12 protein-coding genes are annotated in these 17,684 nt (G+C 74.3%); 3 read left to right on the top strand and 9 right to left on the bottom strand.

The features are described from left to right. Positions 1-24: 24 nt before the first annotated feature. Positions 25-1,563 carry an amino acid permease gene (locus tag JOF54_RS06700; protein WP_210054112.1) on the bottom strand — a complete coding sequence of 513 codons (1,539 nt, stop codon included), beginning with the start codon at positions 1,561-1,563 and terminating at the stop codon, positions 25-27. A 460-nt stretch (positions 1,564-2,023) separates the two neighbouring features. Here JOF54_RS06700 and JOF54_RS06695 point away from each other — a divergent pair, with 460 nt between their 5' ends. Further along, positions 2,024-3,370 (top strand): MFS transporter, encoded by a 1,347-nt coding sequence (locus tag JOF54_RS06695; protein ID WP_245358000.1) that lies wholly within the window; start codon positions 2,024-2,026, stop codon positions 3,368-3,370. 94 nt (positions 3,371-3,464) lie between these two features. Further along, positions 3,465-4,106 carry a TIGR03085 family metal-binding protein gene (locus JOF54_RS06690; RefSeq protein ID WP_210054110.1) on the top strand — a complete coding sequence of 214 codons (642 nt, stop codon included), beginning with the start codon at positions 3,465-3,467 and terminating at the stop codon, positions 4,104-4,106. Between the two features lie 65 nt (positions 4,107-4,171). Here JOF54_RS06690 and JOF54_RS06685 read toward each other — a convergent pair whose 3' ends face one another. The 4 genes from JOF54_RS06685 to JOF54_RS06670 all read right to left on the bottom strand — a co-directional run bounded on the left by JOF54_RS06685 (position 4,172) and on the right by JOF54_RS06670 (position 9,312). Then, positions 4,172-4,894, bottom strand: coding sequence for an NADPH-dependent F420 reductase (locus JOF54_RS06685; protein ID WP_210054108.1), 723 nt, complete (start codon positions 4,892-4,894; stop codon positions 4,172-4,174). A gap of 51 nt (positions 4,895-4,945) precedes the next feature. Then, positions 4,946-6,577 carry a sensor histidine kinase gene (locus JOF54_RS06680; protein ID WP_210054105.1) on the bottom strand — a complete coding sequence of 544 codons (1,632 nt, stop codon included), beginning with the start codon at positions 6,575-6,577 and terminating at the stop codon, positions 4,946-4,948. Positions 6,578-6,743: 166 nt separating this feature from the next. Then, positions 6,744-8,396 carry a GAF domain-containing sensor histidine kinase gene (locus tag JOF54_RS06675; protein ID WP_210054103.1) on the bottom strand — a complete coding sequence of 551 codons (1,653 nt, stop codon included), beginning with the start codon at positions 8,394-8,396 and terminating at the stop codon, positions 6,744-6,746. Positions 8,397-8,661: 265 nt separating this feature from the next. Beyond that, the gene (locus tag JOF54_RS06670; RefSeq protein ID WP_245357998.1) at positions 8,662-9,312 is read right to left on the bottom strand and encodes a uridine kinase family protein; all 651 of its coding nucleotides are present in this window, start codon (positions 9,310-9,312) and stop codon (positions 8,662-8,664) included. A 175-nt stretch (positions 9,313-9,487) separates the two neighbouring features. Between JOF54_RS06670 and JOF54_RS06665 the strand changes: the two genes are divergently transcribed. After that, on the top strand, positions 9,488-10,957 hold the full coding sequence (locus JOF54_RS06665) for a metallophosphoesterase (RefSeq protein ID WP_210054101.1): 1,470 nt from the start codon (positions 9,488-9,490) through the stop codon (positions 10,955-10,957). A 413-nt stretch (positions 10,958-11,370) separates the two neighbouring features. Here JOF54_RS06665 and JOF54_RS06660 read toward each other — a convergent pair whose 3' ends face one another. The 4 genes from JOF54_RS06660 to lat all read right to left on the bottom strand — a co-directional run bounded on the left by JOF54_RS06660 (position 11,371) and on the right by lat (position 17,681). Beyond that, a complete protein-coding gene (locus JOF54_RS06660; protein ID WP_210054099.1) occupies positions 11,371-12,552 on the bottom strand; it encodes an acyl-CoA dehydrogenase family protein in 1,182 nt (393 codons plus the stop codon). Then, positions 12,549-14,693, bottom strand: a complete 2,145-nt coding sequence (locus tag JOF54_RS06655) for a thiamine pyrophosphate-dependent enzyme (protein ID WP_307803908.1) — start codon at positions 14,691-14,693, stop codon at positions 12,549-12,551. Before JOF54_RS06655 ends, JOF54_RS06660 begins: the two co-directional genes overlap by 4 nt. A gap of 64 nt (positions 14,694-14,757) precedes the next feature. Then, positions 14,758-16,320, bottom strand: coding sequence for an aldehyde dehydrogenase family protein (locus tag JOF54_RS06650; RefSeq protein ID WP_210054095.1), 1,563 nt, complete (start codon positions 16,318-16,320; stop codon positions 14,758-14,760). After that, complete coding sequence (lat, locus tag JOF54_RS06645) at positions 16,317-17,681, bottom strand: L-lysine 6-transaminase (protein WP_210054093.1); 1,365 nt, start codon at positions 17,679-17,681, stop codon at positions 16,317-16,319. Before lat ends, JOF54_RS06650 begins: the two co-directional genes overlap by 4 nt. Positions 17,682-17,684 lie beyond the last annotated feature (3 nt).

Raw genomic sequence — 17,684 nt, 5'->3', positions numbered from 1 at the left:
GCCGGGCGCGGGCGGCGACGCGGCTCAGACGACCGAGCTGTCGTCGGGCTCCAGGCTGTCCGGGGTCACGTCGCGGCCGTAGGTGGGCCCGTCCTCGGACCAGACGGCCTTGAGCCGGTCGCCGGTGTTCGCGACGACCTTGGGCTTCACGACCTGCCAGCCGATGGTCAGGGCCACCACCAGGACCGGGATGCCCAGCACGACGACGAGGAAGGTCGTCTTGTGCCAGAACTCGTCGGAGGACTGCCAGCCCGACACCGCCAGGCCGACGATCACCAGGGCGAGGAAGACGAGGCCGATGATGCTCGTGTAGGGGTGGCCGGGCATCTGGAACGGGCTCTTCTCGATGACCCCGAGGTTGACCAGCTTCCGCAGCCGCAGCTGGCACAGGAAGATCGTCGCCCAGGTGAAGACGACGCCGATCGACGCGGCCTCCAGGGCGATCTCGAAGGCCTCGGCCGCGAAGTAGTTGAGCAGCGCGCCGAGGACGTAGACCACCGAGGTCATGACGATGCCGGCCCACGGGACGCCCGAGCGGCTCATCTTGAGGGTGAAGCCGGGGGCCTGCTTGGACATGCCCAGGCTGCGCAGCACGCGGCCGGTGGAGTAGAGGCCGGAGTTGAGGCTGGAGAGCGCGGCGATGATGAGCACGACCTGGATGGCGGTGCCCATCCAGCCCAGGCCCAGCCGCTCGAAGACGGTGACGAACGGGCTGGTGCCGGCCTGGTAGTCGTCGGTGGGCAGCATGGAGACCAGCAGCAGGATCGAGCCGCAGTAGAAGACGCCGATCCGGAAGATCACCGCGTTGACGGCCTTGGGCACCTCGCGCCGCGAGTCCTCCATCTCCCCGGCGGCGACGCCGACCATCTCGATGGCGGCGTAGGCGAAGACCACCCCGGACATCACGAGGATCGGCCCGTACCAGTTGAAGTCGCCGGCCGAGGGCCAGAATCCGCCCGGGTTGCTCCACAGGTTCGAGAAGCCCGCCTTGTGGCCGCCGATGTCGAAGCCGCCGATCACCACGACGAGGCCGACGACGAGGAAGACGACGATGGCGCCGACCTTCGCCACCGAGGCCCAGAACTCGAACTCCCCGAACGCACGGGCCGAGAGCAGGTTGACGGCGAGCACGACGGCGAGCGCGACGAGCACCGACAGCCAGGTGGGCAGGTCGGGGAACCAGTACTGCATGTAGAGCCCGACGGCGGACAGCTCGGCGATCCCGGTGAGCGCCCAGTTGAGCCAGTAGAGCCAGCCGGTGATGAAGGCGGCGCGCTCGCCGAAGAACTCGCGCATGTAGGAGACGAAGGCGCCGGAGGTGGGCCGGTGCAGGACCAGCTCGCCGAGGGCGCGCATGAGGAAGTAGGCGATGACGCCCACGAAGGCGTAGCTGAAGAGGAGGGCGGGCCCGGTGCTGTGCAGCCGGGAGGCCGAGCCGAGGAAGAGGCCGGTGCCGATGGCTCCGCCGATGGCGATCATCTGGACCTGCCGCCGGCCGAGCGTCTGCTTGTAGCCGACCTGTTCGGCGTCGAGCGCGTGCGGGGGGTTCTCGGTCTGGGTCATGCGTGCTCCCTCGAGTGGTCGACGTGCAGCGGGGCGCGCGCCTCGGCGTGGCCGGGCGCGGCCTGGGGGTGGGGGTGACGCCGCCGGGGCGGGGGAGACGGCGTCGTCGGCGCTCAGGAGGGCTGCCGACGTCGACGCTATCCAGCCCGACGCACGCCTCACGTCGACGGCGTTACGGTGATGTTAAGCCTTGCTATCTATGCGGTCGAGCCCCCGCGCCCGGTGCCGGCGGGCGGTGCGCCGGCCAGCGGCGCCGGCCCCGCCCGGCACCGCCCCGGCCCCCGCTCGCCCGGTCGCCCCACCCTCGGCCCCCGCACGTGGCCGAGGGGCGGAGCCGGGTCGTCCGTCGGGCCGCCCCGGGGGGCGGGCAGCCGGCGGCCCACGCTACGCCGCGGTCGGCCCGCCCGGGTGCGGTGCTAGCATTTACATAGTCTTACTAAGTAAACAGGGAGGCCCACCCATGCCCCGCAGCAGCACGCCGCCTGCCACGTCGTCGACCGGCAACAGCGCCGGCACCACCAGCACCGCCGGGGCGCCCGGCGGCGGCGGGGCCGGACCGGGGGAGCGCGGCAGCATCCTGCGCCAGCCGCGCGCGGTGTGGGCCGTCGGCTTCGCCTGCGTCATCGCCTTCATGGGCATCGGCCTGGTGGACCCGATCCTGCCGGCGATCAGCGCGCAGCTCGGGGCCACGCCCGCCCAGACGATGCTGCTGTTCACCAGCTACCTGCTGGTCACCGGGCTCGCCATGTTCGTCACCAGCTGGGTCTCCAGCCGGCTCGGCGCCAAGCGCACCCTGCTCGTCGGGCTCGTGCTCATCGTCGTGTTCGCGGCCCTGGCCGGGGCCTCCAGCAGCGTCGACATGGTGATCGGCTTCCGCGCGGGCTGGGGTCTCGGCAACGCGCTGTTCATCTCGACCGCGCTCGCCACCATCGTCGGGGCCGCCGCGGGCGGCGTGGACCACGCGATCATCCTCTACGAGGCGGCCCTGGGCCTGGGCATCGCCACCGGGCCCCTGCTGGGCGGGCTGCTCGGCGGCATCTCCTGGCGCGGCCCGTTCTTCGGCACCGCCGTGCTGATGGCCGTCGGCCTGCTGGCCATCGCCCTGCTGCTGCCGCGCACCCGGACGGCCACGCCGCGGGTGCCGCTGTCGGCCACCGTCGCCGCGCTCCGGCACCCGGCGCTGCTGACGCTGGGCCTGGCCGCCCTGTTCTACAACTACGGCTTCTTCAGCCTGCTGGCCTACACCCCGTTCCCGCTGGAGCAGGCGGCGCGCGCCGCGGGCTCGACGGGCTTCGGCGCCCACGAGCTGGGCCTGGTCTTCTGCGGCTGGGGCCTCTGCCTGGCCCTCACCTCGGTCTTCGCCGCCCCCGTCCTCACCCGCCGCTTCGGCCGGCAGCGCGTGCTCCGCGCGGTGCTGGTGCTGCTGGCGGCCGACCTCGGGGTGATGGCCTGGCAGGTCCACGCCTTCGTCGTGCTCGTGGTGGCGACGGTCGTCGCCGGGCTGTTCCTCGGGGTGCTCAACACGGTGCTCACCGAGTCGGTGATGGAGGCCACCGAGCTGCCCCGCAGCGTCGCGTCCTCCACCTACTCGGGCATCCGCTTCGTCGGCGGCGCGGTGGCGCCGGCGGTGGCCGGCGTGGTCGCGGCCCGGCTCGACGCCGCGGCGCCGTACGCGCTGGGGGCGGTCGCGGTGCTCGTCGCGGTGCTCGTGCTGGTCCTCGGCCGGCGGCACCTGCGGGTGCTGGACGCCGAGCCGGTGCCCGGTGCCCGCGACGAGGCGGACGTGCTGACCGCCGCCGACGCCTGAGGGGGAGGCCCGACCCGGGCGCTGCGGCGGCCCGGGCCGTCGGTCCGCCGGGTACGGTCGGGGCAGCACCACCGACCGCTGGAGGAGACGCGCCATGGGCTGGGCCCGCACCGAGAAGAAGGCCCTGGTGGACACCTTCCGCCGGACCGACCCCGACGCCCCCACGCTGTGCGAGGGGTGGGACGCCAAGCGGCTGCTCGCCCACCTCGTGCAGCGCGAGCAGGACCCGCGGGGCACCCTCGGCGACGCCGTCGCCAAGGCCGGGCCGGGGCACGAGAAGCACCTCGGCCGGCTGGCCGGGTCCGCGTCCACCCCGGAGGGCTGGTCCGGGCTGATCGACCGGTTCGTCGCCGGCCCCCCGCGGTGGTCGCCCTTCAGCTGGGCCACCGAGCAGGTCAACGGGCTCGAGTACGTCATCCACCACGAGGACGTCCGGCGTGGCGCCGGCACCGCCGCTCCGCGGGAGGTCCCCGCCGCCCAGGCCGACACGGTCTTCCGCCAGCTGCCGCTCATGGCGCGGCTGACCTTCCGCCGCTCCCCGGTCGGGGTGGTGCTGGCCCGGCCCGGCGGCGCGACCGCCGCCGTCCGCAGCGGCACCCCCGCCGTCACCGTGACCGGCGAGCCGGTCGAGCTGGCGCTGTGGGTCAGCGGCCGCCGCGCCGCGGCCCGGGTCCAGCTGTCCGGCCCGCCCGAGGCCGTCGCGTCCTTCGAGGAGTGGCTGACGACCCAGGGCTGACCGCCCGGCGCCCGGGCCCGGGTGGTCCGGGCTCGGGCGGGGTCGGGCTCAGGCGGGGGTCGGGCTCAGGCAGGGTCGGGGCGGACGGCCTCGGCCAGCGCCGCGGCCAGCTCGTCGCGGGTGAGGCGCGGGCCGTAGCCGGGGGTGCCCGGCTCGATCCGCCAGGTCTCCGCCAGCGCGTCCACCTCGAGGGCGTCGAAGCCGATCTCGTCGACGAAGGCCGCCACCTCCGCCCGCGCCGCCGCGTCGTCGCCCGCCACCACGAGGGCACGCCGTCCGGGCGTCCCGGCCGGGGCCGCGTCCCCGAGGATCTTCAGCGCCTCGATGTGGTTGAAGGCCTTGACGACGTGCGCGTCCGGGACGAGGTCGGCGAGCAGCTGCGACGACGTCGTCCGCTGCTGGTCGAGCGCCTCGACGTGGCCGTCGCGCTGCGGGTAGTAGTTGTTGGTGTCGACGACCGTCCGGCCGGCGAGCCCGGCCAGCGGCAGGTCGCCGATCGCGTGCAGGGGCACGGTGACGACGACGAGGTCGCCGGCGGCCGCCGCCTCCGCCGCCGTCGCGGCCCGGGCGCCGTCACCGAGCTCGGCCACCAGGTCGACGAGCGTCTCGGGGCCGCGGGAGTTGCTCACCACGACCGACCAGCCGTGCGCCGTCGCCGCGCGGGCGAGGGCGCTGCCGATGTGGCCCGCGCCGACCAGGCCCAGCGTGCGGGACGCGGTGCCGTCGTCGGCGGTCGGGGTGGGAGGGACGGGGGTCGGCTCGGCGCCGGTCAGGTCGGAGTTGCTCATGTCCGGGCAACGGCGCCGTCGGGCGCGGCATTCCCCGCCCGTCGGGCGCGCTCAGACCGGGATGGTCCAGGTGAGCAGCAGCCCGCCGTCGGGGGAGGAGCCGAGCTCCAGCGTGCCGCCCAGCTCCTCCGCGCGCTCGCGCTGGACGGCCAGCCCGCTGAGCGCCACGCGGGCGGGCATCCCGACGCCGTCGTCGGCCACGGTGACGGTGAGCAGCCGGCCGTCGGTGACCAGCCGCACCGCGGCAGCGGACGCCTCGGCGTGCAGGGCGACGTTGGTGACCGCCTCGCGCAGCACCCCCTCCACCACGGCGGCCACCTCCTCGCGGAGCACCGTGTCGAGCGGCCCCTCGACCCGCAGGGTGGGCGTGAACCCGAGGACCGGGGCCAGCTCGGCGAGCACCGCTGCCAGCCGGGAGCGCACGGAGGCGGTCGCCGCCCGCGGGGTCTGCAGCTCGAAGATGGAGGTCCGGATGCTGCGGATCGTCTCGTCGAGGTGACCGACGGTGGTGCCGAGCCGGCTGCTCACCACCGGGTCCTGGACCGCCCGCATGGCGCCCTGCAGGGTCAGGCCGACGGCGAACAGCTTCTGCACCACGTGGTCGTGCAGGTCGCGGGCGATCCGGGCCCGGTCCTCCAGCACGGCCAGCTGCTGGTGCTCCCGGCGGGAGGCGGCCAGCTCCAGGGCCAGCGCGGCCTGCCCCGCGAAGCCGGCGGCCATCTCGACGTCGGCGTCGGTGAAGGGCTCGGGCGTGCTCCGCACCACCACGATGGCGCCCTGCACCTGCTCGGCCCCCTGCAGGGGCAGCGCCATCACGTCGGAGACGGCGATCAGCGGCCGCACCCGCGTGTAGATGCCGCGGAGCTCGTCGTCCGAGCCCCGGGCCAGCACCCCGCGGCCCTCCTGCATCGCCTGCCAGGCGATGCTGCCGTCGACGCGGTAGCGCATCTGGTGGAACTGCTCGGCGGCCTGGCCGCAGCTGACGGCGACCATGAGCATCTCGGGCTCGTCGGGGTCGGGGACGACGATGCTCACCGTCTCGGCCGGGGCCAGCCGCTGCACGGTGGCGGCGATGTCGCCGAGCACGTCGTCGGGGTCGACGTCGCCGGCGAGCAGCCGCTGGCTGATCTCGGCCGAGGCCCTCAGCCACTCCTGGCGCCGGTGCGACTCGGCGTAGAGCCGGGCGTTCTCGATGGCGATGCCGGCCGTGGCGGCGAGCGCGGTCACCAGGCTCTCGTCCTCGGCGGTGAACCCGCTGCCGCCGAGCCGGTTGGCCAGGAACAGGTTGCCGTGCGTGCTGCCGGCCGAGCCGACGGCGACGCCGAGCAGGGAACGGACGCCGGCCTCGGTGGCGGTGGTCGCGACGGGGCCCGGGAACCACCGGCGCAGCGGCAGCGGGCTCTCGGGCACGACGCCGGAGAGGCCGGCCGGCGTCCCCTCGCCGTCACCGGGCGCACCGGGCCGCAGGTCGGTGCCGCTCTGGATGAACTGCTCCAGGGTGCCGTGCGGACCGACGACCTCCAGCACCGCGTACTCGGCCTCGACGACCTTGCGGGCCGACTCGACGATCAGGCGCAGCAGGCTGTCCAGGGACAGCTCCGCGACGATGGCGCGGTTGGCCACGACGAGGCTGCGGAGCCTCTCCTGGGTCTGGCTGCTGGTCGCCGGCTGGCTGCTGGTCATGCACATCTCCCGGGTCGTCCTGCCGCACCGGAATGCGGTTCTCCGACGGCCGCGGGACCCCCCGGAAATGCGCGCCGTCGGGGATGAGGATAGCCGAGGGCGGACCATTCCCCGGCCATTGTCAGCCCTTCTCCGCCGCACCCGGAAATGCGTGCCCGACGGCTTCTCAACCGGGCAGCGGGATGCTCCACCGCACCAGCAGCCCGCCCTCCGGCGCCCGCTCCAGCTCCAGCCGGCCGCCGCGCTGCTCGGCCCGGAACCGCAGGTTCGACAGGCCGCTGCGCCGGGCCGAGGGCCGCAGGCCCACCCCGTCGTCGGCGACGGTCAGGGTCAGCGTGCGGGCGGCGGTGACCAGCCGGACGGCCACCGCGCCGGCCCGGGCGTGCTTGGCCGCGTTGGTCAGCGACTCGCGCAGCACCGCCTCCACCTCGTGCCCCAGGCTCTCGTCCACCACCGTGTCCAGCGGCCCGTCGAAGGAGAGCAGCGGGGCGAAGCCGAGCACCGGCGTCATCTCCCCGAGGACCCGCATCACCCGGCTCCGCACCGAGGCGCCCGGCAGGTTCGGCTCCTGCAGCTCGAAGATCGACGTCCGGATGGTCCGGATGGTGTCGTCGAGGTTGTCGACCGCCCCGGCCAGCCGCCGGCGGAGGTCGGCGTCGCCCACCATGGTGGCCGTGCCCTGCAGGGTCAGGCCGGCGGCGAAGAGCTTCTGCACCACGTGGTCGTGGAGGTCGCGGGCGATCCGGGCCCGGTCCTCCAGCATGGCCAGCTTGTGGTGGTCGGTGCGGGCGTCGGCGAGCTCCAGGGCCAGGCCGGCCTGGCTGACGAAGCCGTCCGCCAGCTCGAGGTCGTCCGGGCTGAAGGGCTCGTCGACCATCCGGACGGCGACGATGGCCCCCCGCGGGCGCCCCGTGCCCTGCAGGGGGAGGGCGACGACGTGCCGGATGGCCGGGAACGCGCCCAGCTCGCCGATGGCGGCGACGCGCTCCTCGAAGCCCTCGAGGACCCGGCTGCGCTCCTCCTGCATGACGCGCTGGACCTGGCTGCCGCGGACCGGCACGCGCAGGCCGCGCAGCCGGTCGAGGCCCTCGGCGCCGCCGCCGTCGACGACCTCCATGACCAGCTGGTCGGGGTCGTCGGCGGCGGGCAGCAGGATGGCGACGGCGTCGGCGCCGGTGAGCCGCCGCACCGAGGTGGCGACCTCGGCGAGCACCGGGCCCTCGTCGACGGAGGCCAGCAGGCGGTGGCTGACCTCGGCGCTGGCCCGCAGCCAGTCCTGGCGGCGCTGGGACTGCGCGTGCAGCCGGGCGTTCTCGACGGCGATGCTGGCGGTGGCGGCCAGCGCCGTCACCAGGTTCTGGTCCTCGGCGCTGAACTCGGGCTGGCCGATCCGGTTGGTGAGGTAGAGGTTGCCGTAGACCGAGCTGGCCGAGCGGATCGGGACCCCGAGGAACGAGTCGATGGGCGGGTGCCCGTCCGGCACGCCCGAGGAGCGGGGGTCGTCGGCGAGCGCCCGCAGCCGGATGGGCTCGGGGCGCTCGAGCAGCGCTCCCAGCAGCCCCCGGCCCTTCGGCAGCTCGCCGATGGTCTCCACCACGTCGACGTCCATCCCGCAGTGGATGAACTGCTCGAGCAGGCCGTCGCGGCCGACGACGCCCAGGGCGGCGAACTCGGCCCCGACGATCTCGCGCGCCGACTCGACCACGCGCCGCAGCAGCCCGTCCAGGGAGAGCTCCGCGACGATCGCGTGGTTGGCCTCCACCAGCTTCTGCAGGCGGACCTCAGGAGAGTCCCGGGTCGCCTCGGTCCCGTCCAGCACGTGCACTCCTCAGCTTCCGTTCTCCCCGGCCGAGTTCTGCTGCTGACCCCCCGCATCAACGCCCGCGCCCGTGGCGCGTGACCTCACCCTACGGTCCCGCGCAGAAGCGGGACAACCGAGCCCCGGGTCGGCGGGAAACGGTTCCGGGCGCCCCGCGGGGAGAGGGAGGAACGTTATTCGAACGAGACCAGAAACATGCCCGGACCTGAGCCCCGGGGCACTTTTCCCGGCGTGGGAAAAGGCGCGGAAAAGCGGGCTGGGCGGCTCAGGACCGGGGGCGGCGGGCGGCCTCGACGGCCCGGGTCGCGGCCGCCATCGAGACGGGCCGGCAGCCCTGGGCGAGCGCGTGGGCCCGGATGCCGGGCTCGGCCCGCCACAGGGCCAGCCCGCGGCGGACGAGCACGACCAGGGGCTTGCGGCGCTCGGCGACGTCGCGCAGGAAGCGCCGCAGCATCGTCGCCGTGCGGGAGCGGTCGAGGTAGACGGCGTCCATCGGGACGCCGCTGGCCCGCAGCGGGCCGACGACCTCGGGGGCGAAGACGCCCTCGGCGACCAGGACGGGCGAGCCGGCGAGGTCGACGACCCGGTGGCCGCGGCGGCGGCTGGCGCCGATGTCGTAGACGGGCACGTCGGCCACCCCGGTCCGGCACAGGCGGACGACGGCGGCCACGGCCGCCTCCCGGTCCCAGGAGCGCGGGTCGTCCCAGTCGACGATGCCGAGCGTGCGCGGCAGGCCGGGGTGGTCGCCGTCGTGGTAGAAGTCGTCGAGGTTGAGCCGGGGGCAGCCGGTGGCCAGGGCCAGCCGGGACTTCCCGCTGCCCGACGCCCCGGCCAGCAGGATGACGGTGCCGACGGGGTGGTGGTCCGGCGGAGGGGCCGCGGCGCCGGCCGGGGAGGTCGGGTGGTCGGCGGCCATGCGCCGATCCTACGGGCGCCGTCCCGCGCGTTGCGCGGCCCGGACGGGGCGGACGTCGACGACGTGCGGGGGACCGGTTCCCCGCGCGGGCGTCAACTTCAGGTAACGCCCGGCGCGCCGGGCGGGGGCGCGGCTAGGCTGGGCGCGGCTCGGGGTGAGTTCTAGGAGCGCGTGCATGTCCCGACCCCCCCGACCCCTCCTCCCGCTGCTCGTCGCGCTCGGTGCGGTGGCCGCCCTCGTCGCCGCGCCCGGCGCGCGGCCCGCAGCCGCAGCGATCAGCTGCTCCGACCTCAGCACCCCGGTGCTGCACCGGGTCAAGCCCGCCAGCGGAACCGGCCTGCTGACCACCTCGACGAACGAGGCCGCCCGGGCCGGCAGCGCCTACGGCTTCACCGACGACCGGGGCGCCGCCTTCCGCGCCGCCGCGACCGCCCGCCCGGGGCTCGTCGGCCTGCACCGGCTCTACTCCGCCCGGTCCGACGACTTCCTCTACAGCGCCGACGCCGCCGACGTGCGCGCGGCCGAGGAGCAGGGCTACGTCGACCAGGGCGTGCGCTTCCACGTGTCCGCGACGGCGTCCGCCTGCCTCACCCCCGTCGAGCGGTGGACGCGCGGCGGCCGGCACCAGATGGTGACCAGCCCGGCCTCGACGACGGCCCTGGCCGCGGCCGGCTGGCGCAGCGAGGGCGTCGCCTTCTGGGCCCGTCCCGTCGCCGTGCCCGCCACCGGGTCCGCCGGGCTGGTGAGCAGGCCGATCGCGACGACGACCGGCACCACGTTCTCCTTCGCCGCCGTCCCGGACACCCAGATGGAGGTGATCAGCGCGGGCGACACCCGGTTGACCAACCGGTCCAGCTGGGTCCTGCAGCAGAAGAAGATGAGCTTCCTGCTGCAGACCGGCGACCTCGTCAACTGGGACACCCCGGGCCACGAGCAGTGGGCGCACGCCAAGCGCGGCCTGGCTCCGCTGGAGAAGGCGGGGCTGCCCTACACCTTCGCCGTCGGGAACCACGACACGATGGCCACCGGCGTCGGCGGCAGCGCCCGCGACGCCACCCGGAGCAACGCGCTGCTGCGCGACACCGAGACCCTCAACTCCTACTTCGACGCCGCCGACTTCCGCGGCGTGGGCGGCGTGTTCGAGCGGGGCAAGGTGGACAACGTCTTCACGATGTACACCGCCGGCGGGCTCAGGTGGATGGTGCTCACCCTCGAGTTCTGCCCGCGGGCCTCGGTGGTGGCCTGGGCGAAGAAGGTCGTCGCCAGCCACCCGGACTACAACGTGATCATCTCGACGCACTACTACCTGACCAAGTCGGGCGGCATCGGCACCACCAACGCCGGCTACGGCGACACCAGCCCCGAGTACGTCTGGAAGAACCTCGTCCGGCCTTACCCCAACGTGAAGTTCGTCTTCTCCGGCCACACCGGCAAGGCCCGCAAGGCCCGCGTCGACACCGGCGCGAAGGGCAACAAGGTCTACTCCTTCCTGACCACGATGCACGACCGGGACACCAACCCCACCCGCGTCGTCACCATCGACACCAAGGCCCGGACCCTGAAGACCAGCGTCTACGCGCCGGCGACGAAGAAGACCTGGTCGGCCTACACCGAGACCCTCAAGGGCCTGACCTTCGTCAAGTAGGTCCGCTCCGTTCGAGGGGTCTCGCATGCGGGGTCGGGCTGGTCAGACAGCCCCGATGAGTGCTGAAGAACCGTCGCCGACGGGGGCCCAGATGTGTGGTTCTTCAGCACTCGCGCCCGCGGCGCCAGTTGCGCTGCCCACCGCTGCCTGAGCTCGTCGAAGGCCCTTCGACAGGCTCAGGGCGCGAAGTCGGGTCTGACGGCCAGCGGCGGTGAGTGCTGAGAAACCGTCGCCGACGGCGACCCTGATGTGCGGTTGTTCAGCACTCGCGCCTCGCAGCGCGTGTGGGCACCAACTGCGGGAAGACGACGGGCGGAGCGAGGTCCGGGGCTGTCGTCCTCCCGCAGTTGCGCTGCCCACCACTGCCTGAGCTCGTCGAAGGCCTTTCGACAGGCTCAGGGCGCGGTCGCCGGTCAGCTGAAGGCGTTCTCGCCGGTGAGGGCCTGGCCGATGACCAGCTGGTGCACCTCGGAGGTGCCCTCGTAGGTCAGCACCGACTCGAGGTTGTTGGCGTGCCGCATCACCGGGTAGTCCAGCGTGATGCCGTTGGCGCCGAGGATGGTGCGGCACTCGCGGGCGATCTGCAGGGCCTCGCGGACGTTGTTCAGCTTGCCGAGGCTGATCTGGCGCGGCTCCAGACGGTGGTCGTCCTTCAGCCGGCCCAGGTGCAGGGCCAGCAGGAAGCCCTTCTGCAGCTCCAGCGCCATGTCGGCCAGCTTCGCCTGGGTGAGCTGGAACGAGGCCAGCGGCTTGTCGAAGATCTCCCGGGTGGCGGCGTAGTCCAGGGCGCTCTCCAGGCAGTCGCGGGCCGCGCCCAGGGCGCCGAAGACGATGCCGAACCGTGCCTCGTTGAGGCAGGAGAGCGGCCCGCGCAGGCCCGTGACCCCGGGCAGGACGGCGTCGGCCGGCAGGTGCACGTCCTCCAGCACCAGCTCCGAGGTCACCGACGCGCGCAGCGAGAGCTTGTGGCCGATGGCCGGTGCCGAGAACCCGGGCGTGCCGGTGGGGACGACGAACCCGCGGATGCCCTTGGCGCCCTCGGCCTCGTCGGTCGCGGCCCAGACCACGGCGACGTCGGCGATCGAGCCGTTGGTGATCCACATCTTCGTGCCGTTGAGCAGCCAGCCGTCGCCGTCGCGCTTGGCCCGGGTGCGCATGCCGGCCGGGTTGGAGCCGAAGTCGGGCTCGGTGAGCCCGAAGCAGCCGACGAGCTCGCCGCGCGCCATCCCCGGCAGCCAGACCTGCTTCTGCTCCTCGCTGCCGAAGGCGTGGATCGCGAACATGGCCAGCGAGCCCTGCACCGAGACCATGCTGCGCACGCCGGAGTCGCCGGCCTCCAGCTCCAGGCAGGCCAGGCCGTAGGAGACGGCGTTGGTCCCCGCGCAGCCGTAGCCCTCCAGGTGCATGCCCAGCAGGCCGAGCGAGCCGGCGTCGGACAGCAGACCGCGGTCGATCTCGCCGCGCTCGAACCAGCCCGCGACGTGCGGCTTCACCCGGGTGGTGACGAAGTCGCGGACCGCGGCCTGCACGTCGCGCTCGTCCTCGCTGAGCAGGTGGTCCACACCCAGCAGCTCCAGGGGGGTGGTGCGGGTCATGTCCGTCCTCCGGTGGTGGTGGTGTCATCAGGGGGTCCGGGCCTCGCGGCCAGGGTGAGCGCGGCGAGCTCGATCTCGTCCTCGTCGAGCAGTACGTGCGCGGCCGCGGGTCCGAGCGGCACGAAGGAGTCCGCACTGGCCACCCGGGCCAGCGCGCCGTCGTGGCCGTGCTCGACCAGGGCCGTGACGACGCCCTCGCCAACGCCGCCGGCGTGCCGGGTCTCGTCGACGACCAGCACCCGGCCCGACGCCCGGGCGGCGGCCAGCAGGTCGTCCAGGGGGAGCGGGGCGAGCCAGCGCAGGTCCAGCACCGCGACCCGGAGGCCCCGGCCGCTCAGCCGGCGGGCCACCCGCAGGCTCATCAGGACCCCGTTGCCGAAGGTGACCAGCGTCAGGTCGGGAGCGCCGCCGTCCTCGGGCGGGTGCAGCCGGGCGCGGCCGACCGGCACGTGGCCCGCGTCGTCGGCGCTCAGCCAGCCGCCGTCGCCCGGCTCGTGCAGGTCGCGGCGGTGGTAGAGCGCGATCGGCTCCAGGAACACCGCCACCGTCCCGTCGGCGGCCGCCGCGGCGACGCAGGTGCGCAGCATGGCGGCGGCGTCGTCGCCGCGGCTGGGGCAGGCCAGCACCAGGCCGGGGATGTCGCGGAGCACGCCCAGCGCGTTGTCGTTGTGGAAGTGCCCGCCGAACCCGCGCTGGTAGGCGAGCCCGGCCACCCGGACCACCAGCGGGTTGGGGAACCGGCCGGAGGAGAAGAACCGCAGGGTGGCGGCCTCGCCGCGCAGCTGGTCCTCGGCGTTGTGCAGGTAGGCCAGGTACTGGATCTCGGGCACCGGCACCAGCCCCGCGAGCCCCGCCCCCAGCGCCATCCCCAGGATCGACTGCTCGTCGAGGACGCTGTCGAAGACCCGCGCGGCGCCGAAGCGCCGGGCCAGCCCGCCCGTGACGCCGTAGACCCCGCCCTTGACGCCCACGTCCTCGCCGAAGACCAGCACCCGGCGGTCGGCCTCGAGGATCCCGGCCAGGGCGGCGTTCACGCTCTCGGCCAGCGTCCGCCCGTCCCCGGGCCCGGGGGGAGGCCGGTACGCCTCCGCCGCCCGCGCCACCCGCTCGGGCCGGCGCGGGGCGAGCGGCGCCATCACCTCCGGTGCGGACCCGAGCCGCCGGCCACCGCGCAGCCGGTCCGCCTCGGCGTCGACGACGGCCCGGGCGGCGGTGTAGCGCTCCAGCAGGGCGGCCGGGGCGACGCCCCGCCCGGCGAGCACCCGCGCGGTGCCCAGCAGCGGGTCGCGGGCGTAGTCGGCCTCGATCGCGCGGGGGGTGCGGTAGCTGACCTCCGCGTCGCTGCCGGCGTGGCCGAGGAAGCGGACCGTGCGCAGGTGCAGGAAGAGCGGACGACGCCCGCGCCGGACCCGTGCGGCGGCGTCGCGGATCTGAGGCCAGGCGGCGCCCGGGTCGTCGCCGTCGACGGCGACGTAGTCCAGGCCTGGCCGGGACCCGTAGGCGTGCTCCACCCAGCCGGCCGGGGTGGGCACCGAGATGCCGTAGCCGTTGTCCTCGCAGACCAGCAGCAGGGGGACGTCGAGGCCGCGGTGGGCGGCGTTGAGGGCGGTGCCGACGGCGCCGGTCAGCGTCGAGTGGTTGGCCGAGGCGTCGCCGAAGGACGCGACGACGACGGCGTCGCGCGGCCAGGGGCACGCGACGCCCAGCCGGTGCGCCCGGTGGAGGGCCAGCGCGAGCCCGACGGCCCGCGGCAGGTGCGAGGCGATGGTCGAGGTCTGCGGGATGACGGCCAGGTCGGGGTGGCCGAACACCTTGTGCCGGCCACCCGCGATGGGCTCGTCGGCCAGCCCCATCAGCCCCTGCAGGACGTCGCGGACGGGCGTGCTGCCCGGCACCTGCGCCGCGCGCGCCGCGTAGAAGCCGCCCGAGCGGTAGTGCAGCAGCGCCGGGTCGGTCGGCCGCAGCGCTGCCGCGACCAGGGCGTTCGCCTCGTGCCCCGCCGAGCTGATCGTGTAGAAGCCCTCGCCGCGGGCCTGCAGCTCGCGGGCCACGAGGTCGAGGTGCCGGCTGGTCGCCTGCGCGTCGAAGATCCCCTCCCACCATTCGAGTGCCGAGGTGTCAGAACTGAGATCGGTCCTCACCGTCCTCACTTCTGACAACTCGGACAGGGCGGTGCGGGTGGCGGCGTCGAGCGGGTGCACGGGACTAGCCGGGCAGCCGGAAGGTGGTGTCGGGGACCAGCTCGACGACGTCCATCTGGGCCTTCTGCAGCCGCCCGGAGTAGTCCCAGTTGACCGACTGCCAGCGGGTGAACTGGTCGAGCACCCAGATGCCGGACTGCCGCGAGCCGTTGCCCGACTTGCCGTTGCCGCCGAAGGGCAGGTGGGCCTCCGCGCCGGAGGTCGAGTTGTTGATGCTCACCATCCCCGCGCCGATCCGGTCGCGGAAGGTGAAGGCCTCCGTGGCGTCGGCGGTGTAGATCGCCGACGACAGCCCGTAGCCCGGGGCGTTGGCCAGGTCGACGGCCTCGGCCAGCGTCTCGTAGGTCGTGACGCCGATGACCGGCCCGAACGTCTCCTCGTCGAAGAGACGATCACCCGGGCGCACCCCGTCGACGACCACGGGGTGGTAGAACAGGCCTGCCGCCGGGTCGCCGACGAAGCCGGCCCGGGGGTTGTCAGCCGTGATCCGGCCCTGCGCCCCGCGGACGCGGTGGTGCGGCTGCACCCAGGTCAGGTACTCCTCGTAGCGCTCGGCGAACTTGGCGTCGAGCAGCGGCCCCATGAGCACGTCCTCGCGCGGGTCGCCGACGGCCGCGCCGGCCACGGCGGCGTCCAGCCGGCGCAGGAACTCCTCGTGCACCGACGCGTGCACGATGACGGTGCCCAGCGAAGTGCAGCGCTGGCCGGCGGTGCCGAAGCCCGAGAACAGGGCGCCCTCGACGGCCAGGTCCAGGTCGGCGCTGGGCGTCACCACCAGCGGGTTCTTGCCGCCCAGCTCCAGGCACGCGTTCTGCAGGTGCCGCCCGGTCAGGGCGCCGATCTCGCGGCCGACGGGGGAGGAGCCGGTGAAGCCGACCTTGTCGACCAGCCCGGCCTCCAGTGCGCGGGCCAGCCCCTCCGACGTCGCCGCGCCGTCGGCGTGCACGACGTTGAAGACACCGTCCGGCAGGCCGCCGCCGCGGACGAACAGCTCGTGGAAGGCCGCGCTGACCACGGCGGAGTACTCCGCGGGCTTCCAGACGACGGTGTTGCCGGCCAGCAGCGCCGGCACGATGTACCAGGACGGGACCGCGACGGGGAAGTTGCCGGCGGTGATGATCGCGACGGCGCCCACGGGCTTGCGGAAGGTGAACAGCTGCTTGTCGGGCATCTCGCTGGGCACCGTCTGGCCGTAGAGCCGGCGGCCCTCGCCCAGGAAGAAGTCGCAGGTGTCGACGATCTCGCGGACCTCGCCGAGGGCCTCGGCGTAGGGCTTGCCGATCTCGTCGGTGACCAGCCGGGCCAGCGCCTCGGCGTTGTCCTCGACCAGGCGGCCGATGTGGGCGATGGCCCGGCCGCGGACGGGGGCGGGCACGGCGGCCCAGCCCTCCTGCGCCTTCCGGGCGGCCTCGGCCCCGGCCACGAAGGTGTCGGCGCCGGCCAGCACGACCTCGCCGACCACCCGGTCCAGGTGCGCGGGATTCGTGCTGCTCACCGTCCGGCCGCCGGGCACGGGGGAGCCCGCGACGACGCTGCTGACGGGGGCGGGGCTGGCGGGGGTGCTCATCGGGCGGACTCCTGGAGCTGGCGTGCGGGGGCGGCGGTGCGGGCGAGCGAGCGGCCGAAGGCGGCGACTGCCTCGTCGACCTCATCCTCGGTGATGGACAGGGCGGGACGGAAGCGGACCGACCGCGGGCCGCAGGGCAGCACGATGACGTGCTCGACGTCGTGCAGGTCGGCGACGAGGGCAGCCCGGGTCGCGGTGTCGGGGAGGTCGCAGGCGACGAAGAGCCCGCGGCCGCGGACGTTGTCCACCAGGCCGTGCGCCTCGGCGTGCGCGCGCAGCCCGGCCTGCAGCCGCTCGCCCTTAGGTCCTGCCTGCTCGATCAGCCCCTCGGCCTCGATGATCTCGAGCAGCCGGCGCGAGCGGACCATGTCGGTGAGCCCGCCGCCCCACGTGGAGTTGATCCGGCCCGAGACGGTGAAGACGTTGTCGGGCACCTCGTCGACCCGGCCGCCGCCCATCACCCCGCCCACCTGGGTCTTCTTCGAGAACGCGACGAGGTCCGGCTGGACGCCCAGCTGCTGGTAGGCCCAGGCGCTCCCGGTGGTCCCGACGCCGGTCTGGACCTCGTCGAAGACGAACAGCGCGTCGTGGGCGTGCACGATGTCGCGCAGGGCGGCGAAGAACTCGGCCCGGACGTGGTTGTCCCCGCCCTCGCCCTGGATCGGCTCGGCGATGAAGGCGGCGATGTCGTGCGGGTGCGCGGCGAACGCCTGCCGGGCCTGCTCCAGCGCGTGCTGCTCGGCGGCCTCGACCTCGGCCAGGTGGTCGGCGAGCGGGAAGCGGACGGCGGGCACGTCGATGCGCGGCCAGTCGAACTGCGGGAAGCGGTCGGTCTTGCCGGGCTCGGTGTTGGTGAGCGAGAGCGTGTAGCCCGAGCGGCCGTGGAAGGCGTGGGTCAGGTGCAGCACCTTGGTGCCCAGCCGGCGGTCGCGGCCGGCGGCCTCGTTGTGCCGGCTCTTCCAGTCGAAGGCGGCCTTGAGCGCGTTCTCCACCGCCAGCGCCCCGCCCTCGACGAAGAACAGGTGCGGCAGGGCCGGGTCGCCCAGCACGCGGACGAAGGTGGCGACGAACTCGGCGTAGGCCGTGGTGTACATGTCCGGGTTGGCCGGCTTGTTGGCGGCGACCTCGGCCAGCTCGGCCAGGAAGGTCGGGTCGTCGGCCAGCCCGGGCGGGTTGATGCCCAGGGGGGCCGAGGCGAAGAACGTGTAGAGGTCGAGGTAGCGCTCGCCCGTGCGGGCGTCCACCAGCCGCGAGCCGCGGCTGCGCCGCAGGTCGACGACGAGCTTCATCCCGTCGGTGAGGACGTGCCGCCCCAGCACCTCGTGCACCTCGGCGGGGGAGACGTGCGTGCGCTCTGCCATGGA

This window comes from Microlunatus capsulatus (assembly GCF_017876495.1).
GTDB classification, from domain to species: Bacteria; Actinomycetota; Actinomycetes; order Propionibacteriales; family Propionibacteriaceae; genus Microlunatus; species Microlunatus capsulatus.
This window is presented reverse-complemented; position numbering and strand designations above follow the sequence as displayed.